At 28.6% G+C, this 19,440-nt stretch carries 18 protein-coding genes; all 18 read right to left on the bottom strand.

What is annotated here, in order from left to right; translation table 11 throughout:
• Positions 1 to 101: 101 nt before the first annotated feature.
• Positions 102 to 647, bottom strand: coding sequence for a CDP-diacylglycerol--glycerol-3-phosphate 3-phosphatidyltransferase (gene pgsA, locus BFN48_RS03985; RefSeq protein WP_069649549.1), 546 nt, complete (start codon positions 645 to 647; stop codon positions 102 to 104).
• A complete protein-coding gene (gene rimO, locus BFN48_RS03990) occupies positions 631 to 1,983 on the bottom strand; it encodes a 30S ribosomal protein S12 methylthiotransferase RimO (protein ID WP_069649550.1) in 1,353 nt (450 codons plus the stop codon). Before rimO ends, pgsA begins: the two co-directional genes overlap by 17 nt.
• Positions 1,980 to 3,038, bottom strand: coding sequence for a tRNA 2-selenouridine(34) synthase MnmH (gene mnmH, locus BFN48_RS03995; protein ID WP_069649551.1), 1,059 nt, complete (start codon positions 3,036 to 3,038; stop codon positions 1,980 to 1,982). Before mnmH ends, rimO begins: the two co-directional genes overlap by 4 nt.
• A 31-nt stretch (positions 3,039 to 3,069) precedes the next feature.
• Complete coding sequence (locus tag BFN48_RS04000) at positions 3,070 to 5,328, bottom strand: FtsK/SpoIIIE family DNA translocase (RefSeq protein ID WP_278287294.1); 2,259 nt, start codon at positions 5,326 to 5,328, stop codon at positions 3,070 to 3,072.
• Positions 5,329 to 5,385: 57 nt separating this feature from the next.
• Positions 5,386 to 6,213: an undecaprenyl-diphosphatase UppP gene (uppP, locus tag BFN48_RS04005; protein ID WP_069649552.1), complete on the bottom strand. Its 828-nt coding sequence runs from the start codon at positions 6,211 to 6,213 to the stop codon at positions 5,386 to 5,388.
• Positions 6,214 to 6,318: 105 nt separating this feature from the next.
• Complete coding sequence (locus tag BFN48_RS04010; protein ID WP_341419047.1) at positions 6,319 to 7,083, bottom strand: ClpP family protease; 765 nt, start codon at positions 7,081 to 7,083, stop codon at positions 6,319 to 6,321.
• Between the two features lie 94 nt (positions 7,084 to 7,177).
• Positions 7,178 to 8,389, bottom strand: coding sequence for an aspartate kinase (gene dapG, locus BFN48_RS04015; protein WP_069649553.1), 1,212 nt, complete (start codon positions 8,387 to 8,389; stop codon positions 7,178 to 7,180).
• A gap of 96 nt (positions 8,390 to 8,485) precedes the next feature.
• Positions 8,486 to 8,728 carry a YlmC/YmxH family sporulation protein gene (locus tag BFN48_RS04020; RefSeq protein ID WP_069649554.1) on the bottom strand — a complete coding sequence of 81 codons (243 nt, stop codon included), beginning with the start codon at positions 8,726 to 8,728 and terminating at the stop codon, positions 8,486 to 8,488.
• Between the two features lie 72 nt (positions 8,729 to 8,800).
• Positions 8,801 to 9,232, bottom strand: a complete 432-nt coding sequence (gene dut / locus BFN48_RS04025) for a dUTP diphosphatase (protein WP_069649555.1) — start codon at positions 9,230 to 9,232, stop codon at positions 8,801 to 8,803.
• A gap of 97 nt (positions 9,233 to 9,329) precedes the next feature.
• Positions 9,330 to 10,595, bottom strand: a complete 1,266-nt coding sequence (locus BFN48_RS04030) for a M16 family metallopeptidase (RefSeq protein WP_069649556.1) — start codon at positions 10,593 to 10,595, stop codon at positions 9,330 to 9,332.
• Between the two features lie 75 nt (positions 10,596 to 10,670).
• Positions 10,671 to 11,396 (bottom strand): polysaccharide deacetylase family protein, encoded by a 726-nt coding sequence (locus tag BFN48_RS04035; RefSeq protein WP_069649557.1) that lies wholly within the window; start codon positions 11,394 to 11,396, stop codon positions 10,671 to 10,673.
• Positions 11,397 to 11,589: 193 nt separating this feature from the next.
• Positions 11,590 to 13,686 carry a polyribonucleotide nucleotidyltransferase gene (locus tag BFN48_RS04040; protein ID WP_069649558.1) on the bottom strand — a complete coding sequence of 699 codons (2,097 nt, stop codon included), beginning with the start codon at positions 13,684 to 13,686 and terminating at the stop codon, positions 11,590 to 11,592.
• 112 nt (positions 13,687 to 13,798) lie between these two features.
• A complete protein-coding gene (rpsO, locus tag BFN48_RS04045; protein WP_069649559.1) occupies positions 13,799 to 14,068 on the bottom strand; it encodes a 30S ribosomal protein S15 in 270 nt (89 codons plus the stop codon).
• Between the two features lie 119 nt (positions 14,069 to 14,187).
• The gene (locus BFN48_RS04050; protein ID WP_069649560.1) at positions 14,188 to 15,102 is read right to left on the bottom strand and encodes a bifunctional riboflavin kinase/FAD synthetase; all 915 of its coding nucleotides are present in this window, start codon (positions 15,100 to 15,102) and stop codon (positions 14,188 to 14,190) included.
• A gap of 12 nt (positions 15,103 to 15,114) precedes the next feature.
• Complete coding sequence (gene truB / locus BFN48_RS04055; RefSeq protein WP_069649561.1) at positions 15,115 to 16,017, bottom strand: tRNA pseudouridine(55) synthase TruB; 903 nt, start codon at positions 16,015 to 16,017, stop codon at positions 15,115 to 15,117.
• Between the two features lie 4 nt (positions 16,018 to 16,021).
• Positions 16,022 to 16,996, bottom strand: coding sequence for a DHH family phosphoesterase (locus tag BFN48_RS04060; protein WP_069649562.1), 975 nt, complete (start codon positions 16,994 to 16,996; stop codon positions 16,022 to 16,024).
• Positions 16,977 to 17,363, bottom strand: a complete 387-nt coding sequence (gene rbfA, locus BFN48_RS04065; protein ID WP_069649563.1) for a 30S ribosome-binding factor RbfA — start codon at positions 17,361 to 17,363, stop codon at positions 16,977 to 16,979. The genes BFN48_RS04060 and rbfA overlap by 20 nt, the downstream gene beginning before the upstream one ends.
• Before the next feature lie 18 nt (positions 17,364 to 17,381).
• Entirely contained in the window at positions 17,382 to 19,412 is a 2,031-nt protein-coding gene (infB, locus tag BFN48_RS04070) for a translation initiation factor IF-2 (protein ID WP_069649564.1), read from the bottom strand.
• Positions 19,413 to 19,440 lie beyond the last annotated feature (28 nt).

The raw sequence follows: 19,440 nt of genomic DNA on the forward strand, positions 1-19,440 counted from the left end.
ATTATATAACAATTTTCACACACAGTCAATCTTATTTTTTGTTTTTATTTAGATTTTAAAAAAGATATCAGATTTCTAATTAATCTGATATCTTTTTTAAACTATTTATTACCTGCTAAATAAACGTTTCTATTTTTATAAAGATAATCAAATCCTGAAATTAATGTAAAAATAACAGCTAAAGCAACAGATATTTTATCAAAAGGTATATGTATTAATCTAAAAGGATAATTATCCAATAACAAAGTTATTATAGCTACTATTTGCGATATTGTCTTGATTTTCCCCCACCAACTTGCTGCAATAGTAATACCTTCTGAAGCAGCCAATACTCTTAAACCTGTAATTGCAAATTCTCTTGCTATAATAAGTATTACAACCCAAGCAGATAATTTTCCTTTTTCAATTAATGATATTAATGCAGCCGATACTAATAATTTATCAGCTAGAGGATCCATGAATTTACCAAATTTAGTTATTTGGTTTCTCTTTCTTGCTATATAGCCATCTAAACTATCTGTAAGAGCAGCTAGTATAAATATAAATGCCGCTATATATTCCCCGTAAGGTATCTTAACTAATAGAAAAAACATAAAAACAGGTACTAAGAATATTCTTATTATAGTTAACTTATTTGCTAAATTCATAGTCTATCTCTCCTATTAAATCATATTCTAAGCAATCAGTTATTCTTACATTCACAAAACTACCTAAAGTTAAATAATGTTTACTGTGTACATAAACAAATCCATCAATTTCTGGGCTGTCCATATAACTTCTTCCTAAATATACTAAACTATTTTCTGTTCTTTCAATCTCTTCTTCAATTAAAATCTTATAAATATCTCCTATTCTTTCTCTATTCTTTTCAAATGATATCTGTTTTTGTATTTCCATAATAATAGATTTTCTTTCTTCTTTTATAGACTCATCGACTTGGCCTTCAAAATTAGCAGCTGGTGTACCTTCTTCTTTTGAATACGCAAAAACACCTAATCTATCAAACCTCATATCCTTTACAAATTCGCATAGTTCATTAAACTCTTCTTCAGTTTCGCCTGGAAATCCTACAATTAATGTAGTTCTAATAACAATATTAGGTATTCTATCTCTAAGCTTCTCTATTAAATGTACTATGCTTTCTTTTGTGGTCTTTCTGTTCATTCTTTTCAAAATTCTATTATTTATATGTTGAATCGGTATATCTACATATTTTACAACCTTTTCGTTTTTTCTTATACTATCTATAAGCTCATCTGTAAAGTCATCTGGATATAAATATTGTAATCTAATCCATTCTAATCCTTCAATTTTATTTAATTCATCTAAAAGTTTCGGTAGTTTAACCTCATTATATAAATCCAACCCGTACTTTGTAGTATCTTGTGCTATTAAAATTATTTCTTTTTTCCCCATTTTAACCAATTTCTCAACTTCTTCAATAATTCTTTCAATAGGTCTACTCCTATACTTACCTCTAATCTTAGGTATGATACAATAAGTACAGAAATTATTACACCCCTCAGCAATTTTTACATAAGCAGTCGAATTAGAAGAACTTATAAATCTAGGCAGAATATCATAATCAAAATTATTTATTCCACCAACCTTCAGAGTTCTCTTACCCTCTTCAATCTCTCTTATAACATTTACTATGTCTCTTAAATTTCCTGTCCCAATAACCGCATCAACTTCTGGTAATTCTTCAAGAATCTCTTCTTTGTATCTTTCAGCTAAACAACCAGTTACAATTAGCTTTTTACACTTTCCTATCTTTTTGTACTCCCCTAGTTCTATTATTGTATCTATTGATTCTTCTTTAGCGTCTTTAATAAAACCACAGGTATTAATTACTATGATGTCTGCTTTATCTAAATCTTGTGTTAGTAAATAGCCATTTTCTCTTATAATACCCAACATTATCTCAGAGTCTACTAAATTTTTTGAACATCCTAAAGTTACTAATGATACTTTCGTGTTCATCTAGGCTCTCCTTTCAATACTGTATTTTCAACAAAGTCTATAAGTTCATTTACTGCTTCTGATATATTTCTATATTCTATTATTTTATCAAAATGTTTTATTTTATCAATTGAATATTTATATAATGGATCATAATATTCAATCATTAATTCTTTTATTACATAATCAAAATTCCGTATTTTAACCTGTTTTACCAACTCTTCAACCTTGTTATGTCCTAATCTTTTCTTTAGTTTATTAATTGAATCTATTATTAATTCTTCATTATAATTTTGTATATTAACATATTCATCAATTATATTTTTAACCCTATTATCTAAACTAGTTTTTATTAGTATATGATAGCCATTAGAAATATCATTATAAAGAAAATCTTGAATAACAATTCTCCCAATTCTTTTACTTTCACTTTCTACAAACATATAACTATTCTTTACCTCTTTTAATTTTTTTAATAACATTGAATCAAATTTTTTTTGTGTACTTGATTCCTCTCTAAAGTATATATTACCAAAAACTGAACCACTATTTCTAGCTAAATACTCCAAATTCAAAACAGGTTCACCTTGTTTTTCTAACAGCGATAATAATTTTGTTTTTCCAGTTCCTGTATAACCATGTAGAACAATAAACTTGATTTTATTTTTATATGACTGCAATGTTTTCAAAACATAATGCCTATAGCTCTTATATCCCCCCTCAATTAGAAAAACATCCAATCCCATTGCATCTAAAACTTTTGCTACAGAATTACTTCTCATTCCTCCTCTATAACAAAATAATGCAATTTTTTTCCCTTCTCTTTTTATCTTATTAGCTATAGAATAAAAATCTACTAGTTTTTTTGATGCATATTCAAGCCCTAAAACTTTTGCTTTTTCAACATCAACTTGTTTATAAATATATCCTATTTCTTCACGTTCTTTATCAGTTAGTATAGGCATATTAATAGCTTCAGGAATTGTATCAATTTTATATTCACTCGGGCTTCTTACATCTATATAAACTATATCATCTTTATCAATTACATCCTCTATCTTTACTACATTTATCATTAGTAACACCTCTTATTTAAAATATTATAAACTACTCTTTTAAATCTTCTTTTGTTACTAATACTTTCCTCGGTTTGCTTCCTTCATATCCACCAATTATACCTCTTTCCTCCATCTCATCAATGAGCCTAGCCGCTCTAGAATATCCGATTCTAAATTTTCTTTGTAATAATGATATAGAAGCCTGTCCATGTTCTATAACTAAATCGATAGCTTTTTGCAACAATTCATCTACAGTATCATCGCTTTTCTCAGTTTTATTATTAACACTTTCTAGTAATTCATTCTCATAGTTTTCTTCATTATTATATTCTTTTAAATAAGCGACGATTTTTTCTACTTCTCTATCACTTATATAAGCCCCTTGAACTCTAATTGGTTTTGAAGCGCCTACTGGATAATATAGCATATCTCCTTTACCTAAAAGTTTTTCAGCACCATTCATATCTAAAATCGTTCTTGAATCGGCTTGTGAAGACACAGCAAATGATATCCTTGAAGGTATATTTGCTTTTATAGTACCTGTTATAACATCAACAGATGGTCTCTGAGTCGCTATAATTAAATGAATACCAGCAGCTCTTGCCATCTGTGCTAACCTACATATACTTTCTTCTACTTCATTTGGTGCAACCATCATTAAATCAGCTAATTCATCAATGATTACTACAATTTGAGGTAGCTTCTTATCAGTTTGTTCTTTATCTAGTTTTTTATTATAACTATGTAGATCTCTAACTCCTAGCTTAGAAAACAATTTATATCTTCTTGTCATTTCATTTACAGCCCAATTTAATGCAAAAGAAGCTTTTTTAGGATCAGTAACAACAGGTATTAATAAATGTGGTATTCCATTATATACGCTTAATTCAACTACTTTGGGATCAATCATTAATAATTTCACTTCATCAGGTCTAGATTTATAAAGTATACTAGCTATCAAAGTATTTATACAAACACTTTTACCAGATCCAGTAGCACCTGCTATAAGCAAATGTGGCATCTTTTCTAAATTGGCTACTATAGGATTTCCAGCTATATCCTGACCTAAAGCAAAAGGAATTTTAGTTTCTATATTCTTATACTCTTTTGATAACAATACTTCTCTAATTTTAACAGCTGATTTCACTTTATTCGGTACTTCAATACCTATTGCAGATTTACCAGGTATCGGTGCTTCTATTCTTATATCAGAAGATGCTAAACTTAATGCTAAATCATCAGCTAAATTTACAATTTTGCTTACTTTAACACCAGGTGCAGGCTGTAATTCAAATCTAGTAATTGTTGGTCCTCTACTAATTTGTACAATTTCTGCTTCAATACCAAAATCTAATAAAGTCTTCTCTAGTTTTTTTGCATTATTAATTATTTCTGTTTTATCATTTATCATTTGCTGTTTATTAGTAGCAATATCTAATAAATCGATACTTGGCAATCTAAAGTTTTCCAAAACATTAGTATTTTTGTCTTGTATTATATTAATATCATCCTTAACACCATTTTTTATCAGTCTAGACTCATTATCCTGTTGCTTTTCAATATCTTTTGTAAAATCTAATATCTTTATTTTCTCTTCAATCTCACTTTCATTTAACATACACTTCTTTCCATCCTTATCCTCTTGTTTAATATTCTCTATAATATTTATCCCTTGTTCTTTGTTTGAATTAGCTGCATATCTATTTTTAAATATTTTAATAAAAAACTTTTTTATTAATAAATAACACTTTTTTAGTATTTTAACATAGCTAATTTTTATTAAAAGAGATAATAAAATTAATGTTGTAGATATTAATACAATATACGTGCCCAACAAACCAAATAATTTTAATAATATAAATGCAAAAAAAGCACCTAATAATCCTCCACCGTACATATTGCTAGCAGAAACAATGGAAATCTTTATTTTTTCAACTAGGTTTATATTTTCTATTGATGGAAAAGCTCTCAATTCAAATAAAGTTAGCATACATAAATACAACATCATTAAATATATTATTTTTTTAATACGACTATTATTAAATCTATTGAAAAGAAACAATATACCTATAATCAAAACTATTACAGGAAATAGTACACTACCAACACCTGTTAATTCTAGTATTTTGCCTCTAATTATTTGATTAATGTAACCATTTGAATAGTTATATAAACTTGTAAATATTAATATAGAAACTGTTATTATTATAATCCCTAAAATTTCCTTACTTATACTGTCAATACTATTGTTGCTTCTATTTTTTTTATTTTTAATTTTCTTATTTTTTTTATTAATTATTTTTATCAATATAATCACCTCATAGAATAATTCTACAAAGTTTATAATAAACCTTTATTTATGTATCTATTTTATCAATTCAAGTAAAATAACAATCAAGCCTAAAAACCATACATAATATGAAAAATAATATAATTTACCCTTTTCTAATACTTTAATTAAAAACTTTATTGAAAAAATACCTGTTATACAAGATGATAAAATACCAGCTATCACTATTAAAAAACTTATATCTGATAAATTAGTAGTTAAAGTTTTAGATAACTCTAATAAAGACGCACCAAAAGTTGCTGGTAAAGCTAATAGAAAAGAAAACCTAGTAGCATTTTTTTTATTTAACCCCATGAACAACCCACCTACTATTGTAGAGCCTGATCTAGACAAACCAGGAGTTATCGCCATTCCTTGAAATGTTCCTATTACAATAGCATCTTTAACTGTCATTTTACGAATAGATTTTTTGCCAGATTTTATTTTTTCAGCAGCCCAAAGTAATATTCCAGTAAATATTAAAGCTAAACCTATAATTATAGTTGTATTATAAAAACTTTCAAAAATATCTTCCAATAAAATACCCATTAATGCTGTTGGTATTGAACCAATGATAATCATTATACCTAATTTTCTATATTCATTGTTTATTTTTATTTTCTTATCTTTTAATAATTCAACAATAAATTTAATAAACTCACTTATTATATTAACTATATCTTTAAAATATACAATAAAAATTGATATTAATGTTCCAAAATGCAACATTACTGTAAAAAAAAGATTACCTTCATCAATACCAAAAAGCTTTTGTAATAAAACTAAATGACCTGAACTACTAATTGGCAAAAACTCTGTAATACCCTGAAATATCCCTAAAAAAATCGCTTTTAATAAAGACATATTACGACCCCCTTCTTAAATATAAAAAGTGTTAATGTTAGAACAAAACTTTAACACTTTCACTCAAGTAATTATAACATATTTTATATATATATACTATTCTAATTACTCACTTCTAAATTCACTAATCATAGATTTTAATTTACTTAAAGCTTTATTTAAACCTCCTACTTCATCAATTAAACCATATTTAACTGCTTCTTCACCAATTAATATAGTACCTACATCATTAGCAATTTCATCTGTATCATACATGAACTTAAGGAAAGTTTCTCTATTAATTTTAGATGTCCTTAAAACAAAGTCAATAATTCTTTGCTGCATTTTTTGAAAATATCTAAATGTTTGTGGTACCCCTATAACAAGACCTGTCATCCTAACTGGATGTATAGTCATTGTTGCTGTTGGTACTATAAATGAGTAATCACTTGATGTAGCTAGAGGAACTCCAATACTATGACTACCTCCTAAAACTAAAGATACTTTAGGTTTACTTATACTATTTATCATCTCTGCAATAGCTAATCCTGCCTCCACATCACCACCTACTGTATTTAATATAATCAGAAGTCCCTTTATTTTAGGATTCTGTTCTACACTAACTAATTGAGGCATAATATGTTCATATTTAGTTGCTTTTTTTTGAGGTGGTGCTACTACATGCCCTTCAATTTCACCAATTATATTTAATATGTGTATATCAGTTGGTAAATCTGGACTTCTTTGAATACCTAACTCTTTAATGTTTTTAGTTATCTCTGTGTCTTTATTATCCTTCTCATTTTCTTCAGTGTTTGTCGTTGACATAATCATTTTATTGTTAAGTTTGTGCTCGTTATAATGATTTTCTAAAATCATTTTGTCATTCATGATTTATCTCCTTTCAATTTTAATAGAATGTTACTAGTAATATTTTTTACTGTAAAATTATTTATATACAAAAAGAAAAAGTAGACATAAACGTCTACTCTTCACCTAAATTAAATTCCTTATGCAAAACTTTAATTGCTTTATGTGCGTCTCTTTCTTTTATTAAACACCAAATAGTTGTATGTGAATCAGAAGTCTGCAATATACTTATTCCCTCATTAGATAATGCATTTACAATTTTAGCCATTACACCAGGTACTCCACTCATTTTATTACCAATAATACTTAATTTACAACAATTATCAATTAAATTATACCTTATGTTACTCCTATCTAATATTCTTTTTAACTTACCTAAATCCTTTTTATCTATAGTAAATATTTTTCTATCTAGTAATAAATTAATTAAATCAAGACTTATATTATTTTTAGCAATTTCATTCATTAACTTTTGTATTTTTTCTTCATTACCATCTGAATAAATAATAATTTGAACTCTTCCAACCTTATGTGTAATAGCAGTAATAATATTATCTTTATTTTTATCTATTGAATAATTATAAGTTTCAGGATAAGTGATTAAAGTACCTGTACACTCGTTTAAAGTATTTTTTACAACAACCTTTAAATTCGCCCTTTCAGCAATTTCAACTGCTTTTGGATGAATTACTTTTGCTCCATTCTCTGCTAGCTGATAAACTTCAGAATAACATATTTTTTCAATTAATTTTGCTTCCGGTACGATTCTTGGATCAGCAGTCATTATACCATCAACATCTGTATATATTTCAACAACTTCGCTTTTTAAAGCTTCACCTAAAATAACTGCTGTTGTATCACTACCACCTCTGCCTAAAGTTGTAACTTCACCATTTTCATCTGCTCCCTGAAATCCAGCCACAACTACAATTTTATTCTGCGAAAGATGTCTCATAATTCTTTCAGGATTAACTGAAATCACATTTGCTTCACCATAGTTTGAATCTGTCACTATTCCAGCTTGCTGACCAGTAAGTACAATAGTCTCATAACCTCTTCTTTTGATATGATCTGATAAAACAATAGCTGATATCACTTCGCCACATGACATTAATAAATCTAAATCTCTTTTACTCACATTCTGTTTATTTACAAGACTTATAAGTGAATCTGTAGCATACGGATCCCCTTTTCGTCCCATTGCTGATACTACTACAACCAAACTATACCCTTTACTAAATTTGTCAATTATTTTTTTTACTACTTTCTCTCTATTTTCAAAAGTTGAAACCGAAGTGCCTCCAAATTTTTGAATTACAATCTTCATAATTTCACCCCAAATATAAACTAAGTATATTATATCATATTAACGCTTAAAAGCTTACTTAATTTATAATATGAATCTAGTACTAAATTGTTAATATCAATCCTCATCTAATTCAATTATTATCATATCATTACCAATTTTTCTAATTGCTTCCCATGGAATTTCAATTTCTGCACGATTTCTCAAAATATTTAATTGTAACGAATTATCTGGGACAATTAAGTATTTTATCTTACCCGTTTTTTCATCTATTACTAAATCTGAATCAGCTACCATACCTAGTCTACCACCATCATTCAAGTTAACAATCTCTTTTCCCCCTAATTTACTTAACCTCATAAAAATCCCCCTAATCCTTTTTTTATTTTTATAATCTTATGCACTAGTTAAATAAATATTCATAAATATTAACTAAATACCAGTATGTCCAAAACCTCCACTACCTCTTTCAGTATCATCTAATGTTTCTACTTCTCTAAATTCAGCTTTTTCATATTTAACAAAAATAAGTTGTGCAATTCTATCCCCTGGTTTTATCACAAATTCTTTATCTCCAAAATTTATTAGTATTACTTTTATTTCTCCTCTATAATCACTATCTACAGTTCCAATTCCATTAGCTAGTCCAATTCCATATTTTAATGCTAAACCACTTCTAGCTCTTATTTGTCCCTCATACCCTTCAGGTATTGATAAATAGATTCCCGTTGGTATTAATAATCTTTCCATAGGTTTAAGTACTACATCTTTATCAATATTAGCAAATAAATCAATACCTGATGCTCCTTTAGTTTTATAATCGGGGATTGGAAATTTACTTTTATTAACAATCTTTACTATCATATCTACACCTCTTTTTTCTATAATTTCAACTTTAATTTAAACTTATTATTTTCCGTTAAAATTATTAAAAAAATAAAGATTACTAGAACCTAGTAATCTAGCCAAAGATCTTTTTAAAATCACTTTCAATTTGATAACGATTTACATCACCTACAAATGAAATATTAAGTTTATTAAAATCTAGAACTTCTTTTGCTATCCTTTCGACATCTTCTTTCTGCACATTATCGATCATATTTAATATTTCTTTTGGCTTATACATTTTTCCATGTAAAAGTTCCGATTTACCCATAGAAGACATTCTACTAGATGTACTTTCAAGACCTAAAATATAATTCCCCTTTAACTGTTCTTTAGATTTATATACTTCATTTGACGTTAATCCACCATTCTTTATTTTATCTATTTCTTCTGTTATCAATTGCAAAACAGTAGTTACGTAATTAGGATTTAAACCTGCATAAATCGTAAACATCCCCGTATCTTTATAAGATGATGGATATGAATATATCGAATAGGTTAATCCTTTCTCTTCTCTAATTTTTTGGAATAGCCTTGAGCTCATACTTCCGCCAAAAATATTATTCAACACCATAAGATAATACATTTCATTTGTTCCTTGAGGTACTCCCTTCATACCAAGGCAAAGATGCAATTGCTCAGTATTTTTATTTTTCCCCATAACCCTTCTATAAAACATCGGAGGATTCTGTTTTTTTTCTTTTTTCTCTACTGGAGCCCAGTCTGAAAAATATTTAGATATTAATTCTATTGCTTCATCTGTATTAAAGTTACCTGCTATAGATACAACAGTATTATTAGGTGCATAATAGCGTTTATAATAATTTAATATGTCTTTTCTATCAATTTTCTCTAAAATATTACTATTACCTAAAATTGGATACGCCAGAGGATGTCCATCAAACATAGTTCGACAAATTAAATCATGTACCAAATCTTCAGGCGAATCTTCATACATATTAATTTCTTCAAGTACTACATTCTTCTCTTTAATAATATCTTCTTCATCAAATTTCGAATTAAAAATCATATCAGCTAATACATCGACTGCTAAAGGCAAATGTTCGTCTAAAACTTTAGCATAAAAACAAGTACATTCTTTGCTAGTAAACGCATTTAATTGTCCGCCTACACTATCTATACTTTCTGCAATTTGTTTAGCAGTCCTATTTTCTGTTCCTTTAAACAACATATGTTCAATAAAATGTGATATTCCGTTATTATTTTGATCCTCAAATCGAGAACCTGTCTCAATCCAAATCCCTATTGTAACGGACTTTACATAAGGTATATTTTCTGTTACTATCCTTAGACCATTTTCTAATACTATCTTATTAAACATCTCTTCCTCCTACAATTTACTATTGCTTACCTTTGTTTATTATAGAACAGTTTAACAATTATTTCAATAATATCACTAATTTTTTATTACATCACTTACTCTACCTATTTTGTATCCCTTTCTTTTTAATGACTCTATAATTATTGGCAGTGCTTTGACAGTTTCTTTTTTAGGATGCATTAATACTATAGCTGAGTTATGTGACTTACTAACAACTCTTTTAATAATCTTTTCTTTAGTACTGTCATCTCTCCAATCAATCGTATCTATACTCCACATTATTATTTTATAATTCAGATCTTTAGCTGCCCTTACTGTATACTTATTATATGCTCCTGATGGAGGTGCAAAATATTCAGGCTTTACTCCAGTAATTTTGTAAATAATTTTTTCAGCTTCTAGTATTTGTTTTTTATTAGACTCGTAATTCAACTTACTATAATCTTTATGTAAATATCCATGATTGCCTATTTCATGACCACGTGAATATATTTCTCTAAGTAATTCATTGTTATCTCTTGCCCATCTCCCTGTAACAAAAAACGATATTTTTATATTATATGTATCAAAAATATTTAACATTGGCTTAATATATTCATTGCCCCAATCTATATTACAAGCAAATGCAATGACTTTTTCATTGATATTGCCTTTATAGAAAACATCCTCATTATTAAAAGTTTCTTTGCTATTACTATACAATGTCTTAAACAATAAAATAGAAACGCCTATTATTAATAGTATTAATAGTAATATAAAGAATTTTATAATTGTTTCATATTTAATATAATAGATTTTCATACAATTCCCCCTTTTTTATTACTATCTTATTCAAAAGAAAGTAATTTTATCAAAAAAGAACAAAATCTTCGATTTCAATTCAACTACAATGTAGATTTTGCTGAAATTCATTACGGAAACTATATTTAAAATTATCCACAATTTAATAAGGTATATAATAAAAAAAGACATAAACCATATCGTGGCTCATGTCTTATTTATCATCATTTTCGTTAGGTAATGCATCTTTTCTTGATAAATTTATTCTTCCTTGTTTGTCAATATCAATTACCTTAACTAAAATTTCATCCCCTATAGTTAAAACATCTTCAACTTTGTTCACTCTTTGTTTATCTATGTTCGAAATATGAACAAGTCCTTCTTTACCAGGCCAAATCTCAACAAATGCTCCAAAAGGTGCTAATCTAACTACTTTCCCTAAATATATTTCACCAACATTAACTTCTCTTACAATATCCTCTATCATTTTTATAGCTTTTTTACCTTTTTCCATATCAGTTGAAGCTACCATTACTCTTCCATCATCTTCAATGTCTATTTTAACCCCTGTTTCCTCAATAATTTTATTTATCATTTTGCCGCCTGGTCCAATAATCTCTCTAATTTTATCTGGATTAACATTTATAGTTAATATCCTAGGGGCATAAGGTGAAAGCTCTTCTCTAGGTTTAGAAATAACTTGATTCATTTTTTCAAGTATATATAATCTACCTTGTTTAGCTCTTTCTAATGCTTCTTTTAGTATTTCTCTTCCTATACCAGGTATTTTAATGTCCATTTGTATTGCTGTAATACCATCTTCTGTACCAGCTACTTTAAAATCCATATCTCCAAGAAAATCTTCTAATCCTTGTATATCAGTCAATATAACAACCTTTTCCTCAGATTTAATCAATCCCATAGCTATTCCTGCAACTGGCTTCTTAATTGGAACACCCGCATCAAGTAAAGCTAAAGTACTACCACAAACACTAGCTTGTGAAGTTGAACCATTAGAACTTAAAACTTCTGAAACTAGCCTGATTGTATATGGAAACTCATCTTCACTAGGTATTACTGGTTCTAACGCCCTTTCTGCTAAGGCTCCATGCCCGATTTCTCTTCTTCCAGGTCCTCTTAAGAATCTAGTTTCACCAACACTATATGGTGGGAAATTATAATGATGCATATATCTTTTAGATTCTTCCTCTGTTAACCCATCTAGGATTTGTACATCTCCTGGTGCGCCTAATGTTGCTATTGTCATTACTTGTGTCTGACCTCTTGTAAATAATCCTGACCCATGAGTTCTTGGTAATAATCCAACTTCACAACTTATCGGTCTAATTTCATCTACTTTTCTATTATCTGGTCTTATTCCTTTTTCTAGGATTAATTTTCTCACCTGTTCTTTTGTTATATTATAAATTGTTTCTTCAATATCTTTCTGATTTTCAGGATACTTTTCTAAAAAATAATTCATTGTTTCTTTACTAACTTTATCCATATTCTCAAGTCGTTCTTGCTTGTCAACTGTTTGAATTGCTTCTATCATTTTCTCTGTTGCATATTCTCTTACTTCTTTTTCTATAATCTCATCCACTTTATATAAAATTACTTCTTGCTTTTCTTTACCTACTTCAGCTACAATACTTTCAATAAACTCACATATTTTTTTTATTTCTTCATGAGCTAACATTATTGCATCAAGCATAACATCTTCAGTAACTTCTTTTGCACCTGCTTCCACCATCATTACAGCTTCTTTAGTTCCAGATACTATTAAATTCATAATTGACTTCTCTCTTTGCTCACTTGTAGGATTAATAATAAACTCACCATCTATTAACCCTACTGAAACAGAGCCTGTTGGCCCATTAAAAGGTATATCTGAAATTGACAAAGCTACTGATGACCCTATCATAGCTACTATATCAGGAGTACAATCTTGATCAACTGATAATACAGTTGCTATAATCTGTACATCATTTCTATAACCTTTTGGAAATAATGGTCGTATTGGCCTATCTATTAGTCTAGAAGTCAATATAGCTTTTTCACTCGGTTTACCTTCTCTTTTTATAAACCCTCCAGGTATCTTACCTACAGCATATAATCTCTCTTCAAAATCTACACTTAATGGAAAAAAGTCAATACCTTCTCTAGGCTCTTTCGACGCAACTGCAGTAACCAAAACTACTGTATCACCATAACGAACTAAACAAGCTCCATTAGCTTGCTCTGCAACTTTCCCAATAGAAATAGAAAGTTTTCTTCCCGCTAATGTATACTCGAAAACTCTTTCTTCCATATTCTACCTCCTTTTCTGTTTAATTTCTTGACATCTTTATATTATATCCTTAATTACAAAAATAATCCAGAACAAATGATAAAATAATAGAGCGGGCCCCCCCGCTCATAAATTATTTTCTTAAACCTAATCTCTCTATCAAGTTTCGATATCTCTCAATATCATTCTTTTGTAAATAATTTAATAATCCCCTTCTCTTACCAACCATTTTAAGTAATCCTCTTCTTGAATGGTAATCCTTCTTATGGATTTTTAAATGCTCATTTAACTTATTAATTTGATAAGTTAAAATAGCAATTTGAACTTCTGGGGATCCAGTATCAGTATCGTGTAATTTGTACTCTTCAATTATTCTAGTTTTTTCTTCTTTACTTAAAGCCATAAAAACACCTCCAATTATTTTTTACACCTTTAGCCAAGATTAACGCCGGAGATACGTTATTCTTAGCAAAAGGATCCTAACATTGGTAGTTTAACATAAAACTTTGATTTTGTAAATATCTAATTAATGTTTTCTAAAATCTTTATGTCTAATTTTACCTGCTCTACAAGTTTACTTATGTCATCAAATTTTTTTTCTTCTCTTATAAAATCTATAAATTCAATTAAAATCGTTTTACCATATATATTTTGGCTATAATCTAATATATGTGTTTCTATATTTAATTTTTCCCCACTAAAAGTTGGATTAAATCCAATATTGGTTATACTTGAAAATTTATTACCGTCAATTATTGTATTAGTCTTATAAACACCTACTTTTGGAATAACAATGTTTGAATCAAATAAAATATTAGCTGTTGGAATTCCTAATTTTCTACCAATACCACGACCTTTTATTACTTTACCTTCTATCGAATATTTTCTTCCTAATAACTTATTAGCTAAATTTAATTTTCCACTTCTAATAAGCTCTCTAATTTGAGTGCTACTAACAAGTATATTATCTTTTGTTATTGGAGGAACAACAATAACATCAAAGTTATATTTAGTCCCTATTTCTTTCAAATATTGCACATCACCTTTAGCTAAGTAACCAAATCTAAAATTAAAACCAACAACTACTTTTCTTACATTTAATATATCTACTAATACCTTTTCAACAAATTCTAATGGAGTAAACTGCATTAATGTTTCTGTAAATTGAACCATATATAAAAGCTCAACCCCTAATTCTTTAAAAAGAGCTATTTTTCTATTTTTGCTAATTAATATTTTAGGTGTATTCCTACCTTTTATTGTACTAGTAGTATGATTATCAAAAGTAAACACGGTACTAACTAACTTTTCTTTTTTAGCAATATCAACTATTTGCTTAATTAAAGTCTGATGTCCTATATGTAATCCATCAAAATTGCCTAATGCAACAACAGTTGGCTTTAACGATTTACTTATAAGTTTTTTCACAATTTCCATAAAAAATCACCTTTATATTAGAACCTTCTCCATCTTAATATATTTTTTACCCTTATCAATTATAACTTTTCCTACTCCGATAAACTCACTATTACAGTAAACTCTTACTAAATCAAAACGTTTATATCTGCAATTATCCAATTTTGTTTTATTTATAGATATACTACCACCATTTACTAAACTCTTATAATATTTACCTTCAAAATTAATCGATTCAAACTTTTCTAACGCATAATCAATTGGTTTAATAATAGTACTAACATCACCATAATGCGACAATTCCTCTATTTCCTCTATTGTAAAAGAATCATAAATATTAAAATTACCTACTCTTGTTCTCAACAAAAAAGACATAAAACCATACGTATTTAGACACTCTCCTATATCGTTACATAACGTTCTTATATACGTACCTTTAGAACACCTAACATCAAATAAAATTTTTTTGCAATTTTTTATATTAACTATTTTTATATCATGTATAATAACCTTTCTTGGTTTTCTTGATATTTCGATACCACTGCGTGCTAATTCATATAATTTCTTTCCTTTGTATTTTACTGCTGAAAACATAGGAGGTATCTGTTCAATTTCTCCAATAAATTTATTAAACGCTTTTATTATATCTGCTTCAGTTACTTCACTACTCGAGCTACAAATAATATTTCCATATTTGTCTTGAGTATCTGTTTTATAACCTAAAGTTACTTCTGCTCTGTATTCTTTAGTTTTATCAACTAAATACTCTGAAATTCTAGTAGCTTTTCCCAAACATACAGGTAGGACACCTGCCGCATTTGGGTCAAGCGTACCAGTATGCCCTACCTTTTTTATCTTTAATGTTTTTCTAATAAAGTTTACTACATCATGAGAAGACATACCTGTAGGTTTTAATACATTAATCAAACCGTTCATCTTATCACCTTAAATAAAATCCTATTTCTCTAACTATAAGTTCTTTTGCTTTAGTTATATCTTTATAAATTGTACATCCAGAGGCTCTAATATGGCCTCCCCCTTGAAATACATTAGCTACCTTAGCAACATCAACATATGTCTTCGATCTTAACCCTATCTTAATTTCATCTTTTTCAATCTCTTTTAAGATACATGCAACTTCTACAGTTTCTATATCTCTTATATATTCTACTATACCATCAATATCATTAAATTCTGCATTATTTCTCTTTAGCATTTGCTGGGTTACTTGTACAACAGCTAGTCTGTCGTTATAATATAGCTCTAAAGTATTTAAAGCTTCAATAAACAATTTTGTACTAGCTAATGTTTTATTCTGGAAAACCTCAAATGTTATCTTTTTTAAATCTATCTGTTTTTCTAAAAGCTTAGAAACAATGTAATGTGTTTCTGAATGCGTATTATCATATCTAAAACTTCCTGTATCAGTTGCAATCGCTACATATAAACATGTAGCTATTTCTTTATCAATATTTATATCTAAACAATCCAGTATATTATAGACTAACTCTCCTGTTGCAGCTGCCTTATGATTAATAATATTTATATCTCCATAACTTGTGTTGCTTATATGATGATCAATATTCACTATATATTTAGCTTTATCTGTAATATGTTTAAATGTACCTAATCTATCTAAGTCACTGCAATCCAATATAATTAACAAGTCAAATTTTTTATTTTCTTCATAGCTTTTTAATTTGTTAATTTTAGGTAAAAACCTGTATTTATAGGGTATATCATCAATTTTAATCATAGTTACTTTTTTGTTTGTACTTTCTAAAGCTAAACCCAATCCCAATAAAGAGCCTATACTATCACCATCTGGGTGTATATGTGATACCAAACAAATGTATTCTGCTTCATCTAATTTCTGTTTTAATTTTTTAATTTCATCATTTATCTTCATTCTCATCTATTTTAGTTTTACTTTCCTCCTTTTGTTTTATCTTATTTAACAATTGAGATATATAAACACCTCTTTCAATTGATTTATCCAAATAAAAAACTGGCTCTGGTGTATATCTAATTTTCAACTTATTCCCTATCTCTTTTCTTATAAAACTAGTTGCATTCTTTAATCCAGTTAAAGTTGCTTCTCTCTCATCCTCATTTCCTAAAATACTTACGTAGATTTTAGCATATCTTAAATCTTTAGTAACTTCTACTTCTGTTATACTTGTCATCATTGAAATCCTAGGATCTTTAAGCCCTTCTCTTAATAAATCACTAACTATTTTCTTTATTTCTTCTGATATTCTCTTAAGCCTTTTTGTGCTCATGAAGTCACCTTCCTTTATTTATCTTTTAACTTCTTCTAAGGTGTATGCTTCAATAACATCTCCTTCTTTAATGTCATTGTAATTTTCAATTCCTAAACCGCCCTCATATCCCGTTAATATTTCTCTAACGTCATCTTTAAATCTCTTTAGTGATGAAATAGTTCCTTCATGAATAACAATATTATCTCTTAACAATCTTATTTTTGAATTTCTTGTAATTTTACCTTGTTGTACATAGATTCCAGCAACAACTCCTACATTAGGTATTTTGAATGTCGCCCTTACTTGTGCTCGACCAAGTATAACTTCTTTATATTCTGGCTCAAGCATACCTTTTATTGCTGCTTCGATATCTTCAATCGCATTATATATTATTCTATATGTTCTTACATCTACTTTCTCTCTTTTAGCCAGATCCATAGCTGGAGTCGTTGGTCTCACGTTAAACCCTACAATTATTGCATTTGAAGCAGAAGCCAGCATTATATCGCTTTCAGTTATTGCACCTACACCACTATGGATTGTTTTCACCTTAACTTCTTCAGTACTTAATTTTTCCAAAGCCTGTTTTACAGCTTCAATAGACCCTTTAACATCTGCTTTAATAATAATATTTAAATCTTTTACTTCACCTTTTTTTATTTGCTCAAACAAAGCATCTAACGAAATTTTTTGAGTTGCTTTAAGTTGTTCAGTTCTCAATTTTTCTTTTCTATTTTCTGCAATTTCTCTTGCTTTTTTGTCATTTTCAACTACATATAAGTGCTCTCCTGCATCAGGTACTTCAGATAAACCTAATATTTCAACTGGCATTGACGGACTAGCTTTTTTTATTCTTCTACCTTTATCATCAATCATAGCTCTTATTCTACCATGTGCAATCCCTGCAACCACCGCATCTCCAACATTTAAAGTTCCTTTTTGAACAATTACAGTTGCTACAGGACCCCTGCCTTTATCTAATTTAGCTTCTATTATTGTTCCCATAGCTTTTCTATTAGGATTAGCCTTTAACTCTTGCATTTCTGCTACTAATAATATCATCTCTAATAATTCATCAATACCTTGCTTTTTAAGGGCTGAAACAGGAACAAAAATTGTATCTCCACCCCATTCTTCTGGAAGTAGCCCATATTCTGCCAACTCTTGTTTTACACGCTCAGGATTTGCTTCATATTTATCTATCTTATTAATAGCAACTATTATTGGTACATTAGCTGCTTTAGCGTGATTTATCGCTTCCACAGTCTGTGGCATAACTCCATCATCAGCAGCTACTACTAAAACTGCAATATCTGTAACTTGTGCTCCACGAGCTCTCATTGAAGTAAAAGCCTCATGCCCAGGTGTATCTAAGAAAACTATTTTCTTATCATTAATTGTTATAGTGGAAGCTCCTATATGTTGTGTAATTCCACCGGCTTCTTTTGCAGTGATATTTGTCTTTCTAATTGCATCTAATAATGAAGTTTTTCCATGGTCTACGTGTCCCATAACAGTAACTATTGGTGGTCTAGGTTGAAGGGTTTCTGGATCATCTTCAAAATCTAATAAATCTTCCTCTGACTTATTGTCTTCTTCAGTTTGAATTGATTTAACTTCATATCCGTATTCTGCGGCAACAATACTAGCTGTATCGAAATCTATCTCTTGATTAATTGCTGCCATAACTCCAAGAGTAATCAGCTGACTAATCAATTGTGTAGGATTAACTTTTATTTTATCAGCTAAATCCTTTACTGTAATTTTTTCTCCTATATTAATAACGTTTTTTTCTGATTTTTCTTTTATATTCTTATTATCTTCATTTTTTTCTTTTTGCATATTTTTCTTCTTATCCTTTACATCACTATTTTTATTACTATTCTCCTTTTTATCTTTTGATTCTTTTTCTTCGTTAACAAGTTCAGTTAATAAATCAACCACTTCGTCTTCTAATGTATTCATATGGCTTTCTATATTAACATCTAATTCATGTAGTTTCATCATCAACTCTTTACTAGACATTCCTAATTTTTTAGCAAGTTGATAAACTCTAATTTTAGTCATATAAATCACCCCCTGTAATATTTAAAGG

The sequence above is a fragment of the Caloranaerobacter ferrireducens genome, from assembly GCF_001730685.1.
Classification (GTDB): Bacteria; Bacillota; Clostridia; order Tissierellales; family Thermohalobacteraceae; genus Caloranaerobacter; species Caloranaerobacter ferrireducens.